We start from the raw sequence: 22,946 nt of genomic DNA, 5'->3' as shown, positions 1-22,946 counted from the left end.
GCGTTACTCCACCGTGCCCCACGGCGCGGCGGTGCGCGAGACGGCCCGTCACCCGATGTCAGCGCACCACGCTCAGCGACAGCGCGAAGCGTCCTTCCCGGTCGGTCCACCAGTGGGCCAACTCCAGCCCGGTCGCGGCCAGTTCGGACCGCACGCCCTCCTTGCGGAACTTCGCGGAGATCTCGGTACGGAGTTCCTCGCCGGCCGTGAAGTCGACGGCGAGATCGAGGGCGGGGATCTTCACGGTCTGGTCGGTGCGGGACCGCAGCCGCATCTCGATCCACTCGTTGTCCGTGTCCCAGAGGGCTACGTGGTCGAAGGCGTCGGCGTCGAAATCGGCGCCGAGTTCGCGGTCGACCACGGTCAGGACGTTCTTGTTGAACGCGGCCGTCACCCCGGCCGCGTCGTCGTACGCCCTGACCAGGACCTGCTCGTCCTTCACCAGGTCCGTGCCGAGGAGCAGCGCGTCGCCGGGGGAGAGGAGCGAGCGGAGGCCGGCGAAGAAGGTGGCGCGTTCCGCCGGGAGCAGGTTGCCGATCGTGCCGCCGAGGAACGCCAGCAGGCGCGGGCCCGGGGTCTCCGGCAGGGTGAGGTCGCCGGTGAAGTCGGCGATCAGGGCGTGCACGTCGAGACCCGGGCGCTCCTCGATGAGGGCGTGCCCGGCCTGCGTGAGCGCGCTCTCGCTGACGTCGACGGGGACGTACACGGCCAGACCGGTGAGCGCGTCCAGCAGGTGACGTGTCTTGTCCGAGGATCCGGAGCCCAGCTCGACGAGCGTGCGGGCGCCGGTCGCGGCGGCGATCTCGCCGGCCCGGTCGACGAGGATCTCCCGCTCGGCGCGCGTGGGGTAGTACTCGGGCAACTCGGTGATCCGCTCGAAGAGTTCGCTGCCGTGGGCGTCGTAGAACCACTTCGGCGGGAGGGTCTTCGGGGTGCTGGTGAGACCCTCCAGGACGTCGGCGCGCAGTGCCGCGTCGGTGGCGTCCTCGGGCAGGGTGCGGGTGAGAAGGAACGGGCTCACGTACGGGGCTCCTTCGATGGTGCGAGGTCTTTCAGGGGGGTGAGGAGGACCTCGGTGCGGGTCGCGGTGAGCAGAGTGCGGTCGGGGGCCTCCTGCCAGTGCGGGTCGTCGTCGTAGGGCTCGGAGGCCACGACCGTGCGGCGGCCGGGCTCCGAGAGGTACCAGAGGGTGTCGCCCCAGGCGGTGGCGGCGATCGTCTCGCCGTCGGTGAGGAGGAGGTTGAGGCGGGAGCCGGGGGCCGCGTGAGCGACCTCCGTCACCGTGTCGGCCAGTGCCTGGCCCTCCTCGTCACCGGCCCGCAGTCGGCTCAGGACCAGTGCCCAGACGAACGCCGAGTCACAGCGGGCCTCCAGCGACAACAGGTCGACCGGCGGCAGGCGTTGGGCCAGGGCCGCCAGTGTCTGCGGCCAGCCGGTGACGGCGCCGTTGTGGCTGAACAGCCAGGGGCCCGCGGCGAACGGCGCCGCCGCGGCCTCCCCGTCCCCGCCCGCGAACGTCGCGTCCCGTACGGCGGCCAGCAGCGCCCCCGAGCGGACCACGCGGGCCAGGTCGGCGAAGGACTGGTCGCCCCAGATGGGCACGGCCCGCCGGTAGCGGCCCGGCACCGGGTCGCCCTCCGCGTACCAACCCACCCCGAAACCATCGGCGTTGACCGTGCCGTGCCGCTGCCGCCGGGGCTCCCAGGACTGGTGGTACAGGCTGTGCTCCGGGTCCACGAGGAGCCGGCCCAGCGGCTCCTCGGGTCCCAGGTACGCCAGGTGACGGCACATCAGACGGCCCCCGAGCGGGCGGTGCGGAAGCCGGAGAAGATCTGCCGCCGGATCGGATAGTCCCAGTTGCGGAACGTGCCCCGGCAGGCCACCTCGTCCACGGCGAACGAACCGCCCCGCAGCACCTTGTACTCGGGGCCGAAGAACACCTCCGAGTACTCCTTGTACGGGAACGCCCTGAACCCCGGATACGGCAGGAAGTCGCTCGACGTCCACTCCCACACGTCACCGATCAACTGACGTACGCCGAGCGGCGATTCGCCCGCCGGATAGCTGCCGGCGGGGGCCGGGCGCAGGTGCCGTTGACCCAGGTTGGCGTGCTCGGGTGCCGGGTCGGCGTCGCCCCACGGGTAGCGCGTCGAGCGGTCGGCCGTCGGGTCGTGGCGGGCCGCCTTCTCCCACTCGGCCTCGGTGGGCAGCCGGCGTCCGGCCCACCGGGCGTAGGCGTCGGCCTCGTACCAACAGACGTGCACCACCGGCTCGTTCGGCGGTACGGCCTCCGTGACGCCGAACCGGCGCCGCAGCCACTGGCCCGCCTCCCGGCGCCAGAACTCCGGCGCCGTCAGGGAGGTGCGGCGGACGTGCGCCCAGCCCTCCTTCGTCCACCAGCGCGGGTCGTCGTAGCCGCCGTCCTCGATGAACGCCAGATACGCGCCGTTCGTCACCGGAGTCGTGTCGATGTGGAACGGGGCCACCTCCCGCCGGTGCGCGGGCCGTTCGTTGTCCAGCGCCCATGGCTCGGTGGAGGTGCCCATCGTGAACGGGCCGCCGGGGACCAGGACTTCGGACGGGCCGGTGAACAGCGGTACCGGCTCCGGGTCCGGGGCGGTCAACGCCTGCGGGCCCGTACGGAGCTGATGGGTGATCAACATCGTTTCGTCGTGCTGCTGTTCGTGCTGGGCGACCATCCCGAAGGCGAAGCCCATGTCGGTGAGCCGGGTCCCGCGGAAGGCGTGGCTCTCCAGTACGTCCGTCACCCGGCCGCGCACCTCGGCCGCGTACTGCCGCGCCTCCGGGGGCGGCAGCAACGGCAGCGAGGGGCGTTCGGAACGCGGGTGCTCGAACGCGTCGTAGAGGCCGTCGATGTCGGGCCGCATCGCGTCCCGGCCGCCGACGGCCCGCAGCAGCCACAGTTCTTCCTGGTTGCCGATGTGCGCGAGGTCCCAGACCAGCGGGGACATCAACGGCGAGACCTGCGCGGTGAGTTCGGGCTCGTCCACACAGCTCGTGAGGAGTGTGGTGCGGTCCCGGGCCGTGGTGAGGGTGGTCAACGCCCGTTGCCTGAGCGCCTCGATATCGATGTCAGTGGAGGTGTCGGCGTCGGTCATGTGCGGATGTCCTTCCCGTGCGGGCGGCTGTCCGTGCCGCGCACGCGGTCGAGCAGGTCGTCGGCGGGGCAGCGGCCCCGGACGACATAGCGGTCGAAGTACGCGCGGACGGCGTCCGTGACCCCGGCGGTCGCGCCGAGCCGGGGCAGGGCCTCAAGAGCCGCCGCGAAGCAGACGAGGGCGGCCTCGTGCAGCTCCGGGTCGGACAGCCCGTAGCGGGCCGCGTCGATCCACAGCGGATTGTGCGGCGCGGGCAGCCCCTGGGCCCGTTCGGCCAGCGGCTTCACGGCCCGGTACGCGGTCTCGGCGGCCTCGGGGTCGTCGAACAGCGCGGTCGTCACGGCCAGCGGGACGATCCAGCCATCGTCGCCGGGCTGCGCGTCGATCATGCGCAGTTCGAGATGGCCGCGTGGTCTGACCGGCGGGAACAGCGTCGAGACGTGGTAGTCGAGATCCTCACGGGTCGGCGGCCTGGGCGCCCCCGACCTGATCCACTCCCGGAACGTCAGCTCCTCCGGGACCTCCCACGGGCCGCTGTCCTGCCGTATGCACATCACCGGCGAGTCCAGGACGTGATCGGTCCAGGCGTCGCGCGGCCGCGCGTCCAGGGCCGGACCGCCCGCGCGGCCGGGGCCGATCTCCATCCAGATCAGCTGCCGGGTGGAGCGCCAGCCGGTGGGGCTGCGGCCGACCAGCGGGGAGTTGGCGAACGCGGCCACCAGGACCGCGCCCAACTGGTGCGCCAGCCACCAGCGCCGGCCGAGGCCGAGCGGACCCGGCTCCTCGTAACCGGCGTCCAGACACACCTGCACCGATGCCGAGGTGCACATCATGCGGCGGCCGGCGGGGCCGGTGCGGTCGAGGCAGCGCTCCATGGCGTCGTAGCGCGGCTCGTGCAGGAACCGGCGCGGCGGGTGCCAGGGATCATGGCCGACACCGACCAGTCCCAGGCCGTCACGGCGCAGCACCGCGCGGACGGCGTCCAGGTCTTCGGAGACGGAACCGATGCACTCCATCAGGGAGGCGGCGGGCGACGAGCTGAGTTCCAGCTGGCCGCCGGGCTCGACGGTGAGCGCCGACCTCAGAGGCACGGTCCTCAAGGCGGCGTAGGCCGCTTCGAGTCGTTCGGGTGTCACGGGGAGCTGCGGCAGGCGCAGCTCGTGGACGAGCCATTCCACTTCGACCCCGAGTGTTCGGGGCGGACCGGTCTTGAAGCAGATGCCCCTGACCAGGGCTTCCACCTCGGGTTCGGTGACCGCGGTACGGGGCTCCGTACAGTCGCTACAGTCACTTGCCGTATCGGACATGTCGGGATCCTCCTGAGATTCCACCATGCCACCGGCCCGGTTTCGGTTGGGCCCGGGTCGGCACACTCGTACCACCCAAGACCCTCGTGCCGCGTCGCACAAGGGTGCGTATTGCCACGTTCGGGATCGGTAATCTCCGGTTCGCCGTCTGTTCGCGGGGCCCGGAAACTCCGTTGCACCGCACGACCAGCATCGCTCAGGATGCAGGTATGAGCACGACGGGGGAGAACACGGGGGAGATCGCGGGGCGCGCGTTCATGGCGTACACGGGGGTTATGCCATGAGCGCGCGCCTGCGCGGCATCGCGCGGCAGACCGAGCAGATCGTCGCGGCCGGGGGCTATCGCGCGGCGGACGGGCGCGAGGTGTCCATCGCAGCCGAGACCGAGGCGGCCCGCGCGGGCACGCGCCTGCACGGACCGGAACCGGTGCGGATATCGCCGTTCTCGCCCGTGGACATGGTCGTCGAGGTCACCGGTGAGAGCAGCCTGGAGGCCGCCCGCCGACTGACCGGCCCGGTCGCCGTCCTGAACTTCGCCTCCGCCCGCAACCCCGGCGGCGGTTTTCTCAACGGCGCACAGGCCCAGGAAGAGGCCCTCTGCCGCGCCTCCGCCCTGTACACGTGCCTGCTCGAAACCCGCGGTTTCTACGACCACCACCGCGACCACCGCGATCCGTTCTACACGGACCGGGTCATCCACTCACCGGCCGTCCCCGTCTTCCGCGACGACAAGGGCCGCCTCCTGGACGAGCCGTACACCGCCGGATTCCTGACCGCCGCCGCACCGAACGCGGGGGTCGTCCTGCGCACGGCACCCGAGCGCGCGGCCGAGCTGCCGCGTGCCGTCGCCGTACGGGCGGAGCGGGTCCTGGAGACGGCCGCTCTGCACGGCTACCGGCGACTGGTCCTGGGCGCCTGGGGCTGCGGGGTGTTCCGGAACGACCCGGCGCAGGTCGCGGGCGCCTTCCACGCGCTGCTCGGGCCGGGTGGACGGTTCGCCGCGGCCTTCGAGCACGTGGTCTTCGGCGTCCTGGACCGCACACCGGGTGCGACGGTCCGGGACGCGTTCGTACGGACGTTTCCGGAGCGTCAGCTCCAGAAGCAGAAGTAACTCCTCAGGTCCAGCCGTAGCGCTCGTGCAGCCGGTGCCGGACGAGGTTGAAGCGCATCTGGTCGATCGCGCACGCCTCCCGGCGCATGCCGTCCTCGTGCAGGCGCAGGACGCGGTCCACGTCGACCCACGAGTCGCGGCCGGACTTGTCCCAGGGGCCGCTGCCGATCGCCACCCACTCGCGGTCGCCGTCGTGGCGCTTGCTGGACAGCTGGACGGCGAGCAGGGTCCCGCCGGGCTCACGGGCCACGACGAGGACCGGGCGGTCCTTGCCCCGGCCGTCGTTCTCCTCGAACGGCACCCAGGTCCAGACGATCTCGCCGGGGTCGGGGTCGCCGTCGTGCGCGGGGGAGTACTCGGTACGGACCTTGCCGACCTCGCGCGGGTCGGCCTCGGTGGTGGCGGAGGGGCCGAAGCGGCCCGGAACGTTCTCATCGGTAAAGGCGGTCACGGAGGCACCTTAGAACGTGCCTCCGTGACCCCGGACGCCGGGCGCCCGTCAGACGATCACCGCTACTCCTTCTCCACCGGCACCTTCTGCGACGGCGGTGCCGTGACTCCGTTCAGGGCCGAAGTCCCGTTCGGGGTCGGCCCGTTCTGGTTCATCGACGAGAGCAGCTGGCGGGCCAGACCGAGGCCCGTGCCGCCCATGGTGAGCGCCTTGGCGAGCATCTCCGCCATGCCGTCGGCCCCGTTGAGGACCACCATGTTGTCGATGCTGCCGAACGCGGACGCGCCGGCCTTGACGATCTCCGGCCAGTTCTCGGCGAGTTGCTGCGCGACCACGGCCTCCTGGTTCTCGGCGAGAGCCGCGGCCCTCGCCTTGATGGCCTCCGCCTCGGCGAGACCCTGGGCCCGGGTCGCCTCGGCGGCGGCCAGACCCTTCGCCTGCGCTGCGGCGGCCTCGGCCTCACCGGTCGCCCTGGTGGCCGTCGCGGCGGCGGCACCCCGTGCCTGGGTCGCCTCGGCCTCGGCGAGCGCGGCCGTCTTGATCCGGCTCGCCTCGGCCGTGGCCGCCAACTCGGTCTCCTTGGCCTTGGCCTGAGCCGCAGAGATCCGTGCGTCGCGCTCGGCCTCGGCGCGGGCCCGGGTCTCGTACGCCTGGGCGTCCGCGGGCTTGCGGACGTCCGCCTGGAGCTGCTGTTCCCGGCGCAGGGCGTCGAGTTCGGCGATCCGGGTCTCCTGGACGACGACGTCCTGCCGGGCGGCGGCGTCCGCGAGCGGTCCGGCCTGTCGGGCCTTCGCCGCCGCCTTGTCGCGCTCGGCCTGGTAGCCGGCCTGGAGGATCTCGCTGTCCCGGGTGGCCTCCGACATCCGTGCCGCGGCCTTCTGCTCGGCCTCGGTGGCAAGACGGTTGGCCTCGGCCTGCGCGATGCGCGCGTCCCGCTGTACGGCGGCGGCGTGCGGCATCGCGAGGTTCTTGATGTACCCGGTCGGGTCCTCGATCTCGTGGATCTGCAGCGAGTCCACGATCAGACCCAGTTTCTCCATCTCCGTACCGCAGGCGGCACGGGTCTGCCCCGTCAGCTTCTCGCGGTCGCGGATCATGTCCTCGACCGTCAACCCGCCCACGATGGACCTGAGATGACCGGCGAACACGTTGTGCACCCGCTCCGACATCATCTTCTGCTGGTCGAGGAAACGACGTCCCGCGTTGGCGATCGACACGAAGTCGTCGCCCACCTTGAAGATGACCACGCCCCGCACCTTGAGCGGAATTCCCTGCGTGGTCACACAATCCACGTGCAGCTCGGTCTCGTTGAGGTCGAGCGAGATCTTGCGCACCGCCTGCACACCGGGCAGCACCAGCGTGCCGCGCCCCGTGACGATGCGGAACCCCATGCCCTCTTCAAGGCCTTCGGTGCGGTGCTTGGAACCCGAGATGATGAGTGCCTCGTTGGGCTCCGCGACCCGCCACATCGACTTGAACAGACCGATCAGTACGAGAACGGCGAGAACCGCCACCCCCGCTACGACGCCGATGACCATCGGCATACGCCCCCTTGTGATGGTGCCCTTTCGGCACCGAACGAAGGGAGTGTGCGCCTGCGCGACACCGGGGTACAGACGCTGACGGATCCTTGTTGCAATCTTGACGCATACGCAGCTGAATCGCTCTCACCTGCGAAGGAGGCAGCTCAACTGTCGTATGCCCGCGTGACGTAGACCGTCCTCGGTGGCAGGTACTCCACCACCATCACCACGGTCCCCGGCTCGATCCGGTCCGTGCCCGTGGCGGCGTACGCGAGGAAGTGCTCGGCGCCCCCGCGCACCCGGACGATCACCTCGCCGACGAGCCCGGGCCCGACCGTCCCGGTGACCCGCCCCATCAGCCCGACCATCGACGCATCCTGCATGGTCACAGGGTACGGGCCCGACCCGCCTGTGCCGCCGGGGAATCCGCGGTGACCGGCTCCGGCCACCGCTCGTGCCAGCGCAGGTCCGCCTCCAACCGCGCGGCGAGGGACAGCAGCAGAGGCTCGCTGTTCGACGGGCCCAACAGCTGGGCGCCGACCGGAAGTCCGCCCGCCACGAAGCCCGCGGGGACGTTGACGCCGGGCCAGCCGAGGATGTTCCACGGCCAGGCGTAGGGGCAGGCGGCGACCATCGCACGGTCGGTGGCCAGGCCGCCCAGGTCGAGCATCGCGCCGACAAGGGGCGGGGGAGCGGCAGTTGTCGGCGCGAGGACCACGTCGTACCTCCCGAAGAACGCCCCGAACCGGTCGTGCAGGGTCGCCTCCGCGCGCCGCGCCGCCCGCAGCGCGGCCCCGCCGAGCCGTCGGCCAAGGCGCGCGGCCTCCAAGGTGCGGGGGTCGAGGAGTTCGGGGTGCGGTGCCTCGCGGACCCGCTCGGCGACACCGGCGGTGGCGCGGGGGAGGAAGGTCAACCCGATCCGGCCGTACGGCGGATCGTCCTCTACGACCGTGTGGCCCAACTGGGCGAGCTGCTCGGCGAGTTCGAGGACCCGGGCCCGTACCTCCGGTTGGAGCCGGGCGGGCAGCGCGGTGAACGGCGGCTTCAGGGAGAGGGCGATGCGCAGTCGGCCGGGGTCGCGGCCGACCGCCTCCGCGAGGGTGAGCGCGGGCGGGCGGTGCAGGTCCCCCGCGTGGTTGCCGCTGGCCGCGTCCAGGAGCAGGGCGGCGTCGGCGACCGTACGGGCGAGGGTGCCGTTGACGGTGATGCCCTGGAAGGACTCGCCGCGTGGCCAGGTCGAGATGCGGCCGCGCTGCGGCTTGACGCCGATGAGGTGGGTCCAGGAGGCGGGGATGCGCACCGAACCGGCGCCGTCCGAACCGAGCGCGGCCGGGACCAGGCCGGCGGCGACCGCCGCCGCCGATCCACCGGACGAACCCCCGGGCGTGTGAAGGGAGTTCCACGGATTGCGGGTCGCGCCGAACGCCGGCCCCTCGGTGAACGGCCACTGCCCGAACTCGCAGGTGTTCGTCTTCCCGACGATCACGGCCCCGGCCGCCCGCAGTCGGCGTACCGCCTCGCCGTCCGCGGTCACCGGCGGGAACTCGCCCCGGCAGCCGAACGCGGTCGGTTCGCCCGCCACGTCCATGTCGTCCTTGACGGCGACCGGCACGCCGAGCAGCGGTTTGCGGACTCCGGCGGCCAGTTCCTTGTCCGCGGCTTCGGCCTCGGCGAGCGCCGCCTCCCGCCGTACGAGCCGAAATGCGTTCAGGGAGGCCTGAGCCGACTCGATCCGGGCCAGGGCCTCCTCGGTCAGGGCCCGCGCGGTCACCTCCCCGGCGGCCAGCGCGCGGGCGGACTCGGCCAGGCCTGCGGAACGGTCGGGCGTCATGCGGCACCTCCGGAAGCGCTTGGTCTACCGAACGGTAACGTCCGGGCGGCCGGTGTGCCGCGGATGTGGCAACTTCCCGTGTGGCGTGCACGATTGGCCGCGCACCGGCCGTACGTCACAGGCGTCCCACAGAGATCATCCAGCATTGCGCAAACCATTGACGTGCTCCTGCCTCACCCCTACTTTCTGACCGAATTCACGAACCTCGTTCGACATGACGAACATCCGAGTCTCCGGGAGAGCCGCCCGTGACCACACGTCCCCCCACACCGCCCCGCACGCCGTCCCGCCGCACCCTGCTGCGCGCGCTGGCCGTCCTGCCCGCCTCGGCGCTGGTCCTGGGCGAGGCCCCCGGACTGCTCGGCACGGCGTCGGCCGCAGCCCCGTCGAGCGGCTACGCCACCCGGTACACGATCGTCCCGTTCCTCAACAGCGACGACGGCACCGTCAACGTCTACCAGTCCGACGACGCCACCGACTTCCGCCTCGTCCAGGCCTCCGCCTACACCCCGCCGAGCAACCGCATCCGCGACGCGGGCGTGTTCAAGCACACCGACGGCTCCTACTACCTGACGTACACCACCCACACCTGGGAGGACGTCAGCACCACCATCGGCTTCGCGCGCAGCGCCGACCGGGTCGACTGGACGTTCCTGTACGACTACACCGTCCCGATCACCGGCCTGTCCCGGGCCTGGGCGCCCGAGTGGTTCGTCGACGGCGACGGCAGTGTCAACGTCATCGTGTCCTGCTCCACCACCGACGACGAGTGGATCTTCACGCCGTACCGGCTGAAGGCGACCAACTCCGCCCTGACGGCGTGGAGTTCACCGGTCGCCCTGTCCGGCATCGGCTCCAACCACATCGACACCTACATCGTGCGGATCGGCTCGACCTACCACGCCTTCACCAAGAACGAAACGGCGAAGTACATCGAGTACGGCACCGCCACCAGCCTCACCGGCCCCTACACGATCTCGCGGACCGGCGACTGGGCCGGCTGGGGCAGCTACCGCGAGGGCCCCTCGGTGGTACAACTCGACAACGGCGGCTGGCGGATCTTCTTCGACGGCTACGGCGACGGCACCTACTACTACAGCGACAGCTACGACACCTTCGCCACCTGGTCCGCGCCGACCGCGCTCACCACGCTCTCCGGTACGGCACGCCACTTCACGGTCATCAAGGAGACGGTGTCCGGCGGCCCGAGCCTCGCGACCGGTGTCACCCGCTCCTTCCAGTCCGCCAACTACCCCACCCGCTACTGGCAGGAGGTGTCCTCGCTGCTCAACCTGCCGGTGGTGACCGGCTCCAGCAGCACCGCCCTGAAGCAGGCGTCCACGTTCACCGTCGTCGCCGGCCTCGCCGACGCGACCGGCTTCTCCTTCCGGGACGCGGCCGGCAAGTACCTGCGCCACTACGACTTCCGGGGCCGCTTCGACGCGAACGACGGCACGGCGACCTTCGCCGGGGACGCCACGTTCTACGCCCGGACCGGCGCCGGCACCGGTGCGCTGCGTCTCGAGTCGTACAACTACCCCGGCCACTACCTCCGCCACTACAACTACCAACTGCGGGTGGACCCGACGGACGGCACGGACCTCTTCCGGACGGACAGCTCGTTCGTGCCCGTGACGGCCTGGGCCTGAGACACATGACTGTGATCCGCCGGAACGGGGCAGAATGCGCACGACGTTGACCAGCCATGGCCTGGAGGCGCTGGGCGCATGAGCGGTACGGCAGCGACACGGATCCGCGAGCTGATCGTCACCCCGATCGCCTTCCGCGACCCGCCCCTCCTCAACTCGAACGGCGTCCACGAGCCGCTGGCCCTGCGGTCCGTTCTCCAACTGGTGCTGGAGGACGGCACCGTGGGCCTCGGCGAGTCCACGGGCGGCACGGTCCGGCTGGAGCGACTTGAGGCGGCGGCGAAGGTCGTCGTGGGGATGGACGTCTTCGACACGACGGCCCTCGTCGCCGCGATCGACGCCGCCCTGCTGCCGACCGTCCCCAGCTCCCACGAACGCGGCTGGACCGGCTCGGCGGTGGAGGTGGCCTGCCTCGACGCACAGGGCAAGCTGCTCGGACGCCCGGTCAGCGACCTGCTCGGCGGCAAGGTCCGCGACGCCGTGCCCTTCGCCGCGTACCTCTTCTACAAGTGGGCCGAACACCCCGCCCTGGACGGCAAGCCCGCGGTGGGCGACGACTGGGGCGCGGCGCTGGACCCCGCCGGGATCGTCGAGCAGGCCCGGCTGATGCAACAGCGGTACGGCTTCCGGTCGTTCAAGCTCAAGGGCGGTGTCTTCCCGCCCGACGAGGAGATCGCCGCGATCAGGGCCCTGGCCGAGGCCTTCCCGGGCCGGCCGCTGCGGCTGGACCCCAACACGGCCTGGACGCAACAGACATCGACATACGTGGCCCGCCAACTCGAAGGCGTCCTGGAGTACTTGGAGGACCCGACCGCCACCATCCCCGGCATGGCCCAGGTCGCGAAGGAGTCACCGCTCCCGCTCGCCACCAACATGTGCGTGATCGCCTGGGAACATCTGCGGCCCGCGATCGAGCAGCGCGCGATCCAGGTCCTCCTCACCGACCACCACTACTGGGGCGGACTGCGCCGGACCCGTGAACTGGCCGTCGTCTGCGAGGTGTTCGGGCTCGGACTGTCCATGCACTCCAACTCGCATCTCGGCATCAGCCTCGCCGCCATGACCCATGTCGCGGCGGCCATCCCCAACCTCGACCACTCCTGCGACACGCACTACCCGTGGAACTCGGCCGACGACGTCGTCGTCCCCGGGGTACTGGAGCTGCGGGACGGCGCGGTCAGGGTCCCCACCGGTCCCGGCCTCGGTGTGGAACTCGACCACGACGCCCTCGACCGGCTGCACCGGCTCTACCTCGACTCGGGTGTGCGCGGCCGGGACGACACCGGGTACCTGCGGCGGGTCCGGCCCGAGTACGAGCTGAGACTCCCCAGGTGGTGAACTCGCCCTACCTAGGCGGTGATTGAGGCGACGTGACGCCGGGTCTCCCTGAGGTGGAGGTCGACGGACCGGCACATGATCACCCCGCTGCGCGGGTCGTCGGCCGCGTGGCTGATACGGCGGAGCAGAGTGACCGAGTCCAGGGTGACGCCCTCGCGGGCCAGGACGAAGACGAGGGCGAGGAAGGCGGACCTGGCGTTGCCGTCGTCGAAGGGATGGAAGAAGCACACGTCGAGACAGACACGGGCGGCCCGGGCGGTCAGCGGGAGGGGCCGGTCTGCGTCCCGTGTGCTCTCGGCCAGGCAGGCGTCGAGGCGTTGACGGGTGTCGGGGCCGACGCCGTAGCGCTCCCTGCCCTTCTTGGCGAAGGCCGGCAGGGTGCGGAACGACGGTGGTTCGGGTGTGCCGAGGACGTGCTGCTGCCAGCCGCGCAGCAGCTCGAAGTCGAGCCGGGCACCGCGCGCCGCGTCGGCCCGCACCAGGTCCAGGGCGGTGAGCAGGCCCTCGCCGCGAGCGGCCGACACGGTGCGGTCGAAGGCGCGTATGTACTCCGCCGCGCCGTCGCGCGACGGAACGACCGGCTCGTCCCCGCCGCCGTCCGGCGCGTCCTCCCACGGCACGGTCTCGCGGACCGCGAGCCAGCTCCGCAGATGGTCCGGCAAGGGGCCGGGGGCGGGCGGTCCCACGGTGTCGTCGGGCCGTAGCGAGAGTGCGAGACGCTCCGCGATGTCGTCGACCAGGACCCGGTCCGGGCCGGTCCAGCTCTTGAACCGGCCGTCGATCGCCGTGTCGACCAACTCCTGTGCCGTGTCGGGGTCGATGCGCCAGTGGCTGAGGAACCAGGTGAGCACCTGACGGCAGTGCCCGTACCAGCCGCTGCCGGAGCCGGTGCGGTCGTACGCCTGGAAGATGAGGTTGCGGGCGGCGCACTCCCAGAGGATCCGCTGGTCCGCCACGTCGGCCAGGTCCAGCGGGTACGCCGCGAACAGGGTCGCGAGCCGCTCCAGCCAGTCGCGCCATTCGCACAGTCCGGCGACCACCCGGTCGAGGGTCTCCTCCGGTGTGGTGTACGAGTGCGTCACACAGCACCAGCTGCCGACCGGGCCGCCGTCGAAGTCGCCCTCGTCGTGCGCCCAGCGCCAGCCCACGGCCCAGTCGCCGTAGCGCTCGGCGAGGGCGTACGACATGGCGTCGGCCCAGGGCCTCGCCACGTCCCAACTCCAGTCACGCAGAACGGGATCGCCGTAGGGGACGTCGGGGCGGGTCGGCATCCGGCGGGCCGGTCCGAGGGAGCGCAGCACCTCCGCCGCCGCCTCGGGGTCGAAGGGATGACGCGCGGGTTCGACCTCGTCCCAGTTCAGACAACCCGGGTTCCATTCCCTCTGCACCGCGCAAGCCTGCACGCCGAGCGGGTCTGTGTTCAACCGAATTACCGCAGGCCACCGACCGTCAACGCGGCGTCGTCGACGGCTCGTTCGGGAGCATGGCGTGGGGCGGCCGGTGGGCGGACGCGCGTAGCGTCGGCTCGTTGCGCAGCCGGACGAAGGTGATGGCCAGGGCGACCGCCTGGACGAGGGCGCAGCACAGGACGACCGTGTCGAGGTGGGTCGGCGGGGTGACGGCGACGAGGATGCCGGCCACCGGGAAGGGCAGCAGCAGAAGCAGCATGGTCAGGGAGAGCGTGGTGCCGAAGGCCGTCGCCGGGATGACCAGCGAGCGCAGCGTGCGCAGGACGACGGTGAGGCCGCCGTCGCCCGCCATGAACAGCGCGATGAGGACCATGTAGGCGGCGTAGGACGGGGCTTGGGGCAGGGCGAGGCAGGCCGCGGAGGCGAACGTCGCGCAGACGACTCCCACACCCCACAGGTCGACGTGGCTCAGGGCGAGCCGGCAGCAGGTGACCGCGAGGAGGGTCGCCGCCGCGGCGGCGGACCACAGGGTGCCGACGTCGGCGGAGGAGCGGCCGAAGTTCTCGACCACGATGATCGGACTCGCGGACTGGAGCAGGCCGAGGGCGAGGTTGGAGCAGGCCAGGCCCGCCACCAGCCAGCGCAGGGCGGGCAGTTTGCGCAACATGCGCAGCCCGGTCCGCAGACTGCCGGGTGTGTGTTCGCCGACCGGCCGTCCGGCACGCAGCGGGGTGGGCGGGGTCTGCAGACCGAGCACGGCCGCCAGCAGGGACAGCCCGGTCAGGCAGCCGAGCATCCAGCCCGGGCCGACCAGCAGCAGGAAGCCCGCGAGCAGAGGGCCGACGAGCATCGCGGTCTGGTCGATGCCGATGAGGACCGACTGCACGCCGTGCGGCCGGTTCTCCGCCCGCCGGGTGACGATCGCGCCCACGGCCTCGTTCGCGACGAAGCTGAACTGGGTGAGGGTGCCGGTCACCGCGGCCAGCACCAGCACGGTCACCGTCTCCGCGGTGCCGCGCGGCAGCATTACCAGCGCCACGGCCGCGCCCGCGAGGACCAGGGCCCGCAGCAGCGAGGCGAGGAAACACACGATCGCCGCGCCGCGCCGGTCCACCACATTGCCCGCCAGGACGAACGCGGCGATCCGCGGTGTCCACTCCAGGGCGAACGCCAGACCCGTCAGCGACGAGGACCGGGTGATCGCCAGGACCAGCAGCGGCATGGCGTACGTCGACATGGAGAACGCCAGGGCGTCGCTGATGCGCGGTGCGTAGATCCGTCGGAACAGGCTGCCGGACGGAACGGCTGCATGGCGACCGGCGGGCGGCCGGTCCTCGTGCAGGGTGATGGCCACGGAATGGAAAGCTTTCAGTGAGGCGTATCGCGGAGGGGAAACGATTGGTACCGACCAAGGCGAAATGAATTCGCGGGGGCGGGGAGAGGGGAAAACGCCTATGGGCAAGCGGAGTTGAGGCGTGAAATATAGCGCAGTCAAAAGAGATTTGGCATATCCGGTGCGGACATCTCCTCAGGGCGTACGCCGCACCTCCCCGTACCCAGAAGACAGCGGGCGGAAAGAAAGCCACTTTGTCGCCCATAGGGCACGGGGCGGCGAGGCAATCACGGCATTTCCCGTCACGCCTTCGGGTGCCGCCTTCGGGTCACATCTTCGTGGCGCCCGCCGCGAGGGTCGCGCGGGAAGTGCCGGGCGCCGACGAGGAACACCACGATCAGCGGGATCACGCACATCGGGACACCGGCCATCACCACCGCGTAGTCGGTGTCGTGGGCCACGTCGAGGTTGGCCAGGGCCACCTGCCAGTACAGGCGGAAGAATCCGGCCCCGTCGATCCGCCCCGCGTCCAGGAGTTCGTCGGGCAGTGAGTTCTGGGCATACTGCCGCATCCAGAGTATTCCGAACGTGTTGGCCGCCCGGGTATCACGAGGGCCTTGAGCGAACCGGCCCAGCCGAAGGCGGCCATGGTGACGAACTGGGCACGAGCGAGAGCCGGCCGGGAATCATGTACGTCGCGAACAGGATGCCGAACAGCGGCTTCCGCGCCGGGAACTCGTACTTGGCGAAGGCGAACGCGGCAAGGGAGTCGAAGAACAGCACCGGTACCGTGCCCGCCACCGAGACGACGACGGTGTTGAACAGCGAACCGAAGAAATCGATCCGGTGGATCGCCTGCCGCATGTTCTCCAGGCGGCGGGTGCCCGGCACCGGCCGGGGCGGGAACCGGAGGATCTCCCGCGTGGTGATCGACGCCATCACCACGAGCCGGCGGAAGGGGAACAGCGACACCAGTACACCGAGCAGCAGCAACACCCGCACGGCGACACGGGAGCGCCTGCTGCCGGAACCGGTCGCGAGTCCCGCGCCGACGGCGGTCGTCCGGCCGGCGGCCGTCGCGGGCTCCCTCGCGCCAGGCGAGACGAGGACGGTCGTCGCGCCCGGAGCCGGACACCAGCCGTCAGTTGATGATCGCGAACAGCGCGACGAGAGCGAACAGTGACCAGCCGATCGCCGCGCCGTAGCCGAACTGGTGGTCGTTGAAGGCCTTCTGCCAGGGATGGAGCACGATGGTCAGACCTTCCTGGCCGGGGCCGCCGGTGGAGCCGGGGCCGTCCGAGTGGAAGGGCACCTGCGACTCGGTGAAGATCTGCGGGCCGTCGATGGTGGACGTGATGACCGCGAAGAGGATCACCGGCCTCAACTGCGGTACCAGCACCCGGAAGAGGGTCTGCCTGCTGCTCGCCCCGTCCACATGGACCGGATCTCGAAGGTGTTCAGGATCGAGTGCCGGAACACCGAGTCGTGCAGCAGCCGGCGGTACTGCTGGAACCCCACGTAGTACGGCGAGATGGCGAGATGCGGCGGCACGTGCCGCCGCCGACGCCCGCGCGGGGCACCAGTGTTGGCGCCGCGTCCCGCCAGGCGTTGTCGGGGTTCTTGCCGGGGGTCTCCACGTTGGTCAGCTGCCCGGCAAGGAGGGGAGCGGAGCAGCCGACCGGTCGTCCGGTTCCGTTCAACGGAACCGGACGCGACAGGTGCGGTTCCGGGGATCACTCTTTCGTCCTGTGGTCCGACAGTTGGGGATGCAGATGCATGCAGGGGCGGCCGATCAGCGGCCCGGCCAGGTTCGGTTCTCCGTATTGGGTCCGCTGTCCGTCACCGGCGGAGGCGAGGACGAAGGGCCCCTTCCGCTCGGGCCGCTCAAGCAGCGCATGCTTCTCGCCATGCTGTTGTGCCGTCCCAACACCCTTGTCTCCGTGGATGTGTTGACGGATGCCCTGTGGGACGGCGGACCGCCCAGGACGGCCCGGAAGAACGTCCAGGTGTACGTCTGGGCGCTGCGGAGACTTCTCGACGACAGCGGCGGCGCGGGTGGACGGCTGGTCCGTGGGGTGGGCGGCTATCTGCTGTCGGTGGGCGAGGAGGAATTGGACTTCCTGCGGTTCCGGAACCTCGCCGCGGCCGGACACGAGGCGGCGGACGGTGGCGAACTCGCCGTAGCCGCACGGCTGTTGAACCGGGCACTGGACCTGTGGAGCGGGCCCGCGCTGCCGGAACTCCGATGTTCGAGACCCCTGTCCGACGAGGCCGACCACCTCGACAAGCAGTACCTCCAGGTCTACGAGGACTGGGCGGAGGCCGAGTTGTCGCTGGGCAACGCGCGGGCGGTCGTCGGCACGATCGCCGATCTGACGGTGCTGCATCCGCACCGCGAACGCCTGCGGGCCGCGCACATGAACACGCTGTTCCAACTGGGGCGCCAGACCGCGGCGTTCGCCGTCTACGACGAGTACCGGCAGCTCCTGGCCGGGGAGTTCGGCCTGGGCCCCAGCCCGGTCCTCGAAGCCCTGTACCGCTCCATGCTGACCGGCGGCACGGACCTGGTCAGCCGGCCGGGGCGGGCGGCGAGGTCGGCGCCCGTGGGCCCGTGAGCGTCCGCGGGGTCCGGCCGCGTTCCGTTCCGGTGAGGTCGATGGGAACGAGCATGATCTCGTCGGCGTCCAGCGTGCCCGCGACATGGTCGATGGCCTTCACCACCGTGTTCCGGGCGCCGTGCACCACCCTTGCTGGTCCTCCAGGAACCTGTGGGCGAGGAACTCGTCCCGGGCCGGCGGCACGGCCTCGTCGTCGCTCTCCGCGCACAGCATGTTGAGCGAGGCGATGACGTAGGGCCGGGCATCGTGCGAACCGGGACGAACGCCTCCCGGTAGCGTTCCACCGTCGCCGGGCGGCACTTGGAGCGGCCCAGGTGATGGCCGTAGACGAACGGCAGCGAGCGTTCGGCGGCGGTGCGGGCCGAACTCTCGCCTGCGCCCAGGACGTAGAGCTCGGGCGGTGCGGGGATCCGGGGGGAGGGGAACAGGGTCGAGTCGTCCGGGTGGTTCTCCGTCAACGGGTCGGGGAAGCCGGTCAGTTCGTCGATCAGGGCGGGGAACTCGGTCGTCGCCCTGTCGTCGCGTCGGAGCGCGGCCTTCGGCAGCGCGCCGTAGGTCCCGGTGCCCGCCGTGCTCGATGAGCGGCCCGGGCCCAGGTCGATGCGGCCGGGGCGCAGGGCGCCCAGTGTGGCGAACTGTTCGGCCACGACGTGGGGGGCGTGGTTGGGCGACCATCCGGAGCAGGTCGCAGAGGAGCCTCAGCGTGCGCTGGTCGTAGCGGTCGCTGAGGTAGCCGGCCGGGAGCCGGGTCACCAGGGCGACGACCAGGGAGGGCGTGCCGATGGTCGCGGCGACCGTGGCGGAGTAGCCCGCCGCCGGCAGCACCAGGGGCATGACGATGAACGTCGTCGACGAACCGAAGTCCGACAGCGCCTGGCCGATGCCGTCCGGGACCGCCGAGTTCAGGTGCGGTCAGCAGCTGGTGATACCGCGGGAGCTGCAGCTGAGGACGATGGAGCTGGTGGGGGTCTCGATCTCCATGCCCTGCGGCGACAGGACGAACTCGGCGTCGACGGACTCGATGTCCTTGGCTATGAAGGTCTCCTTCCTCAGTCGATGCCGGCGAGGTACGCCGACATCTCCCAGGCTGGGGAGAGCCGCTTCGGAAACGGCATCGCGATGGTTCGGATCCGGTATGTCAGTAGCCGTGCCCGGCCTTCTTCACCTTGCGGGACACCGTGAACCGGTCGACCTCGGCGCCGGTCGCGGCCAGTGCCCGCACGGTGAGGGTCGTCGTACGACCGGGGGTGGCCGGTTCGACGTCGACGCGGATGAACGAGTAGCCGGTGTAGCGGACCCGGGACCAGTCGACGTTCTCGGTGACCTGGCCGTCCTTGCCCGTCCAGTACGTCGGCACCGAGTCGATCGCGTCCTCGTGGCCCTCGTAGCTGTCGGCGACGGGGAAGCTGTACACGCTCTCGCCGCCCGCGCCCGCCGTCACGTACACGACACCGCCGCGGGTCGGCTCGTGGGTGCCGCCGATGGGCAGGGTCCGGACGGCCTTGTCCTGGACGACCGGGTCGGTGCGCTCGTAGACGTGGTTGTGGCCGTTGACCACCAGGTCCACCTGGTGCTTCTCGTACAGCGGCACCCACTGCTCGCGGACCCCGCCCTCGGATGCGTGCGAGCTGGTGGTCGAGAAGGCGCAGTGGTGGTGGAAGACGACGATGAAGTCGACGTCCGTCCGGGCCCGGAGTTCGGTGAGCCGCCTGTCGAGCCACGCGGTCTGCTTGCCGCCGGTGTAGCCCTTGTTGGCGGGGATCTCGTACGACACGTCGTTCGCGTCGACCGAGACCACGCCCACGTTGCCGTGGACGAAGGAGTAGACACCGGGAGCTGACGTGGCGTCAAAGCCGTTGGTGGGCAGGGCGAAACGGGCCTCGTTGCCGCCGTAGCCGTTGGGGGAGTACCAGGACTCCATGTCGTGGTTGCCGAACGCCACCATCCACGGGACCCGGCTCGACAGCGGCTCGATCTGTGCGAGGAACGAATCCCATTGGCGGGCGTCGTAGTTGCTCGCGTCGCCCGGCAGCCCGTGCCCGGTCTCCTCCGCGTAGCAGATGTCGCCCGCGTGCAGATGGAACGCCGGATTCTGCGCCTGGACAAGGGCGTTGAGACCGATCGAGGTGTAACTCGGGTTCTGGTCACCGAAGGCGGTGAACGTGAACGGCCGGGTGCTGTGCGTCCGGGGCGCGGTCCTGAAGGAGTAGACCGTGTGCGCGGCACCCGCGTCGGCCGGGTCGAAGCCGTCGTGGCCGACGCCGTAGTAGTACGTGGTGTCGGGGCTCAGGTTGTCCAACGCGGCGTGCACGTAGTACTGGTCGATGTCCGCGCTCTTGCCGATCCCGGTCGGCGTGAACAGGTCGCGCACCTCCGCCGGTATGCGGTGGCTCAGGTCGAGGGGGCTGCGGCCGATCCGGAGGAAGGGTTTCCTGACCGGGAGCGGCACCTGCCACGACACCCGCATCTGCGTCCGCGGATCGGCGCCGTAGGCGATGTGCCGCCCGAACGGCGCGACCAGCGAACCGTGCACGGTGGATGTGGCGGAACCCGGCACCAGCGTGGGTGTCGCCGCCACCGCGGCACCGGCGGTGCCGCCCGCGAGGGCGACGCCGGTCGCGGCGACCGCGCCACCGCGCAGCAGACCGCGGCGGGAGAAGGCGCGGCGGAGGTATGCGTGTTGCTCGGGTATGCTCAGGGTGTCGGCGAGCCGGTCGGGAAGGCCCATGCGAGGAGTGTTCATGGGTGCGACGCTGGCAGCGCCGGTTGAACGACCGATTGCGGCCTGTCCATGGGATGGCCATATCCCGCCCATTGCCTGGCTCGTTTCCTATGTCTCGGATGTTCCCGGTGGCCGTGTGAAGTGGCGGGCACCGGTCAGGACGAGCACCGCGAGCGCCGCCGGTGCCGCGTACGCGAGCCGGAACTCGCCGGTGGAGCCGAGGAGCCCGCTCACCGCGCCGCCGGTGACGACGCCCGCGTAGTTGAAGAGGTTCAGCCGGGCGAGCACCGTCTCCGAGGCGGCGGGCCGCAACCGCGCGGCGGAGGCCAGACACAGCGGCGCCGGCACCGACGCCCCCAGCCCCACAACTCCCGCCGCGAGTACGGCGACCGGCCAGCTCGGAGCCGCCGCCATCCCCACCAGCGCACCCGCCACCACCAGTGCGGCCGTGCGCACGACGGCGACGGTACCGACCCGCTGCACCAGCCGGTCCACGGTCGCCCGCCCGACGACCGTGCCCGCCTGGTACGCCGCGTACGCCATCGGCGCCACCGTGAGCGACGCGTCGAGGGTCTGGCGCAGATACACCGACGACCACGCGGACACGGTCGAGTCCACGACGTAGACGACAAGAAGGACCAGCCCGAAGGGGAGGAGCCGCAGCCACAGACCGCGCTCCAACGGCGGCTGCGCGGACGGCACTTGGACGGAGGGAAGGGTGTGCGTGCGCAGACAGACGGCGACGGCCAACAGCACGCCCGCCTGCACGGCCAGGCCCTCGCCCACCGGCCGGTCCAGCCGGGCCGCCCCCGCGGTGAGCAGTGCCGCGAGCACACCACCCACGCTCCACGCCGTGTAGAACGACCCGAAGACGCTACGGCCGTAGGCGCGTTCGACCGCGGCGGCCCGGGTGTTGATCCCGACGTCGAGGGTGCCGGCCGCGAGGCCGAAGAGGACGTACGCGCAGATGACGGTCGCCGTGCCGGGCGCCCAGCCGACCAGCGTGAGCGCGGTGGCGGCGGTGAGCAGCGCTCCGCGCGTCGTGGCGACGGGACCGGCGACGCGGACCGCGGCCAGCCCCAGGAAGCTGCCGACTCCCGCGGTCAGGGCGACCCCGACCAGCGTGGCGGTGGTCAGGAGCGGGGAGAGCCTCAGGTGTTCGGTGACGGCGGGGACGGTCGTGTACACGGCGGCGACGGACAGGCCCTGCGCGGCGAACGCGAGGGTCGTCGCCCTTCGGGCACCGGCCCTGTCGGCGGGGCGCCCGACACGGGCCCGGCCCGGAGTACTGACTGACATGCGCAGACCGTAATCAGCGGTGGCGGGGCGGACGCAGGACGCCGGGGGCCGTTGAGGGGACTTCGGCGGCCAGCCCGTACGACCGCTGCCGTCCGGATGCTTACGGTGGTCGCCCACGAGGAGGTGAGTGCGATGTTCCCTGCCCCCGCACCGGCGGACCCGCCCGGGACCAGCCGCAGCACGTCGGCGACGATCCAGCCGAACATCCTGCGCTATCTCGTCGTCGTCGCCGACGCACGCGGCATCGACCTACGGCCCCTGCTGAGCGAGGTCGGCCTGGACGAGACCCTCATGCGCTCCGCCGCACTGCGGGTGTCGTACCGCCAGGGCAGCGCGGTGATCCGGCGCGCGGTGGAACTCACCGGCGACGAGCGACTGGGCCTGCGGGTCGGCGCGGCCCAACACCTCACCGCCTGGGGCCTGCTGGGCTTCGCACTACTCGCCGACGACACACTCCGGCACGCCATCGAGACCGGCGTGAAGTACCAGAACCTGTCCGGCGCGATGACCGTGTGGTCGACCCTGGACGAGGACGGCGCCTTCGTCCTGCGCGCCGACCTCCCCGACCCCGCCGTCGACCCGAGCGTGGCGACCTTCCTGATCGAGGAAGGGTTCGCCTCCGTCGTCACCCTCTCCCGACTCGCCGTCGGCCCGGACTTCACCCCGCGCGTGGTCGAGTTCGCCTCACCGCCACCCCGCCGACGCGAGCTCTACGGCGCCCTGTTCGGCTGCCCGGTCCGGTTCCGCGCCCCGGCCGACCGCATCGTCATCGACCCCGCATGGGCCCGCGCCCGGATGCCGGGGCGCGACCCGGTGACCTACGCCTCGACCCTGGAGACCCTCGACGCCCAACTCGCCTCCCGCACCGACCAACAGGACCTCCTCGAAGTCCTGGAGGTGTCCGTCGCGCAGAGCCTCCCGGTGATCCCGTCCTTCGGCGAACAGGCCCGACGGCACGCGACGAGCGAACGGACCCTGCGCCGTCGGCTCGCCGACTGCGGCACGACGTACGAGGCACTGGCCGAGGGCGTACGCCGGGAACGCGTGGAACAGCTGCTGCTCCGCCCGGAGTTGACACTCCGTGAGATCGCCCGCCGTGCTGGATTCTCCGACGAACGCGCCCTGCGCCGCGCGGTACGCCGCTGGCACGGAACCTCGCCGGTCCAGTTGCGGGAGCAGTTGCTCCGGGCGGCGGCGCACCGCGAGTGACCGGTCGACGGGTATGGATCCAGGGCG

Annotated in this window: 19 protein-coding genes and 2 pseudogenes; 5 read left to right on the top strand and 16 right to left on the bottom strand. The window is 71.2% G+C overall.

The features are described from left to right. Positions 1–58 precede the first annotated feature (58 nt). Genes egtD through egtA form a run of 4 tightly spaced genes read right to left on the bottom strand, consistent with a single transcriptional unit; the run spans position 59 to position 4,426 of the window. Positions 59–1,021, bottom strand: a complete 963-nt coding sequence (gene egtD / locus OG226_RS07520; RefSeq protein ID WP_329348358.1) for an L-histidine N(alpha)-methyltransferase — start codon at positions 1,019–1,021, stop codon at positions 59–61. After that, entirely contained in the window at positions 1,018–1,791 is a 774-nt protein-coding gene (egtC, locus tag OG226_RS07515) for an ergothioneine biosynthesis protein EgtC (protein ID WP_329348357.1), read from the bottom strand. Before egtC ends, egtD begins: the two co-directional genes overlap by 4 nt. Beyond that, positions 1,791–3,119 carry an ergothioneine biosynthesis protein EgtB gene (gene egtB, locus OG226_RS07510; protein ID WP_329348356.1) on the bottom strand — a complete coding sequence of 443 codons (1,329 nt, stop codon included), beginning with the start codon at positions 3,117–3,119 and terminating at the stop codon, positions 1,791–1,793. Before egtB ends, egtC begins: the two co-directional genes overlap by 1 nt. Next, entirely contained in the window at positions 3,116–4,426 is a 1,311-nt protein-coding gene (egtA, locus tag OG226_RS07505) for an ergothioneine biosynthesis glutamate--cysteine ligase EgtA (RefSeq protein WP_328675937.1), read from the bottom strand. The genes egtB and egtA overlap by 4 nt, the downstream gene beginning before the upstream one ends. 280 nt (positions 4,427–4,706) lie before the next feature. On the opposite strand from egtA, the gene OG226_RS07500 reads away from it, so the two are divergent. Then, positions 4,707–5,537 carry a TIGR02452 family protein gene (locus tag OG226_RS07500; RefSeq protein ID WP_329348355.1) on the top strand — a complete coding sequence of 277 codons (831 nt, stop codon included), beginning with the start codon at positions 4,707–4,709 and terminating at the stop codon, positions 5,535–5,537. Positions 5,538–5,541: 4 nt separating this feature from the next. Here the strand turns inward: OG226_RS07500 and OG226_RS07495 are convergent, their stop codons facing one another. The 4 genes from OG226_RS07495 to OG226_RS07480 all read right to left on the bottom strand — a co-directional run bounded on the left by OG226_RS07495 (position 5,542) and on the right by OG226_RS07480 (position 9,342). Continuing rightward, positions 5,542–5,988, bottom strand: a complete 447-nt coding sequence (locus OG226_RS07495) for a type II toxin-antitoxin system PemK/MazF family toxin (RefSeq protein ID WP_019057621.1) — start codon at positions 5,986–5,988, stop codon at positions 5,542–5,544. Positions 5,989–6,050: 62 nt separating this feature from the next. Next, on the bottom strand, positions 6,051–7,532 hold the full coding sequence (locus OG226_RS07490; RefSeq protein ID WP_328675935.1) for a flotillin family protein: 1,482 nt from the start codon (positions 7,530–7,532) through the stop codon (positions 6,051–6,053). A 143-nt stretch (positions 7,533–7,675) separates the two neighbouring features. Then, positions 7,676–7,894, bottom strand: coding sequence for a hypothetical protein (locus tag OG226_RS07485; RefSeq protein ID WP_328675934.1), 219 nt, complete (start codon positions 7,892–7,894; stop codon positions 7,676–7,678). Between the two features lie 2 nt (positions 7,895–7,896). Further along, positions 7,897–9,342: an amidase gene (locus OG226_RS07480; RefSeq protein WP_329348354.1), complete on the bottom strand. Its 1,446-nt coding sequence runs from the start codon at positions 9,340–9,342 to the stop codon at positions 7,897–7,899. Positions 9,343–9,590: 248 nt separating this feature from the next. On the opposite strand from OG226_RS07480, the gene OG226_RS07475 reads away from it, so the two are divergent. Together OG226_RS07475 and OG226_RS07470 are read left to right on the top strand one after the other, a co-directional pair. After that, positions 9,591–10,991, top strand: coding sequence for a glycoside hydrolase family 43 protein (locus tag OG226_RS07475; protein WP_329348353.1), 1,401 nt, complete (start codon positions 9,591–9,593; stop codon positions 10,989–10,991). A gap of 78 nt (positions 10,992–11,069) precedes the next feature. After that, on the top strand, positions 11,070–12,329 hold the full coding sequence (locus OG226_RS07470) for a glucarate dehydratase family protein (RefSeq protein WP_329348352.1): 1,260 nt from the start codon (positions 11,070–11,072) through the stop codon (positions 12,327–12,329). A gap of 11 nt (positions 12,330–12,340) precedes the next feature. On the opposite strand, the gene OG226_RS07465 is transcribed toward OG226_RS07470, so the two are convergent. The 4 genes and pseudogenes from OG226_RS07465 to OG226_RS07450 all read right to left on the bottom strand — a co-directional run bounded on the left by OG226_RS07465 (position 12,341) and on the right by OG226_RS07450 (position 16,506). After that, positions 12,341–13,717, bottom strand: a complete 1,377-nt coding sequence (locus OG226_RS07465; RefSeq protein ID WP_329348351.1) for a Fic family protein — start codon at positions 13,715–13,717, stop codon at positions 12,341–12,343. 61 nt (positions 13,718–13,778) lie between these two features. Further along, positions 13,779–15,092: an MFS transporter gene (locus tag OG226_RS07460; RefSeq protein ID WP_328675929.1), complete on the bottom strand. Its 1,314-nt coding sequence runs from the start codon at positions 15,090–15,092 to the stop codon at positions 13,779–13,781. Positions 15,093–15,399: 307 nt separating this feature from the next. Further along, positions 15,400–16,073 (bottom strand): annotated as a pseudogene (locus OG226_RS07455) (carbohydrate ABC transporter permease). 139 nt (positions 16,074–16,212) lie between these two features. Next, positions 16,213–16,506 (bottom strand): carbohydrate ABC transporter permease, encoded by a 294-nt coding sequence (locus OG226_RS07450; RefSeq protein ID WP_329348350.1) that lies wholly within the window; start codon positions 16,504–16,506, stop codon positions 16,213–16,215. A 331-nt stretch (positions 16,507–16,837) separates the two neighbouring features. Here OG226_RS07450 and OG226_RS07445 point away from each other — a divergent pair, with 331 nt between their 5' ends. Further along, positions 16,838–17,686, top strand: a complete 849-nt coding sequence (locus OG226_RS07445) for an AfsR/SARP family transcriptional regulator (protein WP_328675925.1) — start codon at positions 16,838–16,840, stop codon at positions 17,684–17,686. Here the strand turns inward: OG226_RS07445 and OG226_RS07440 are convergent. The 4 genes and pseudogenes from OG226_RS07440 to OG226_RS07430 all read right to left on the bottom strand — a co-directional run bounded on the left by OG226_RS07440 (position 17,640) and on the right by OG226_RS07430 (position 21,710). Then, entirely contained in the window at positions 17,640–17,816 is a 177-nt protein-coding gene (locus tag OG226_RS07440) for a hypothetical protein (RefSeq protein WP_329348349.1), read from the bottom strand. The genes OG226_RS07445 and OG226_RS07440 overlap by 47 nt on opposite strands. 148 nt (positions 17,817–17,964) lie before the next feature. Then, positions 17,965–18,345, bottom strand: a pseudogene (locus OG226_RS51525) (LLM class flavin-dependent oxidoreductase); the annotation flags it as partial. 482 nt (positions 18,346–18,827) lie between these two features. Further along, complete coding sequence (locus tag OG226_RS07435) at positions 18,828–20,432, bottom strand: purple acid phosphatase family protein (RefSeq protein ID WP_329348348.1); 1,605 nt, start codon at positions 20,430–20,432, stop codon at positions 18,828–18,830. 87 nt (positions 20,433–20,519) lie between these two features. After that, positions 20,520–21,710: an MFS transporter gene (locus tag OG226_RS07430; protein ID WP_329348347.1), complete on the bottom strand. Its 1,191-nt coding sequence runs from the start codon at positions 21,708–21,710 to the stop codon at positions 20,520–20,522. A gap of 132 nt (positions 21,711–21,842) precedes the next feature. On the opposite strand from OG226_RS07430, the gene OG226_RS07425 reads away from it, so the two are divergent. Beyond that, positions 21,843–22,919 carry an AraC family transcriptional regulator gene (locus tag OG226_RS07425; protein ID WP_329348346.1) on the top strand — a complete coding sequence of 359 codons (1,077 nt, stop codon included), beginning with the start codon at positions 21,843–21,845 and terminating at the stop codon, positions 22,917–22,919. The last annotated feature ends 27 nt before the right edge of the window (positions 22,920–22,946 follow it).

The organism is Streptomyces sp. NBC_01261 (assembly GCF_036226385.1).
Lineage (GTDB): Bacteria > Actinomycetota > Actinomycetes > Streptomycetales > Streptomycetaceae > Streptomyces.
This window is presented reverse-complemented; position numbering and strand designations above follow the sequence as displayed.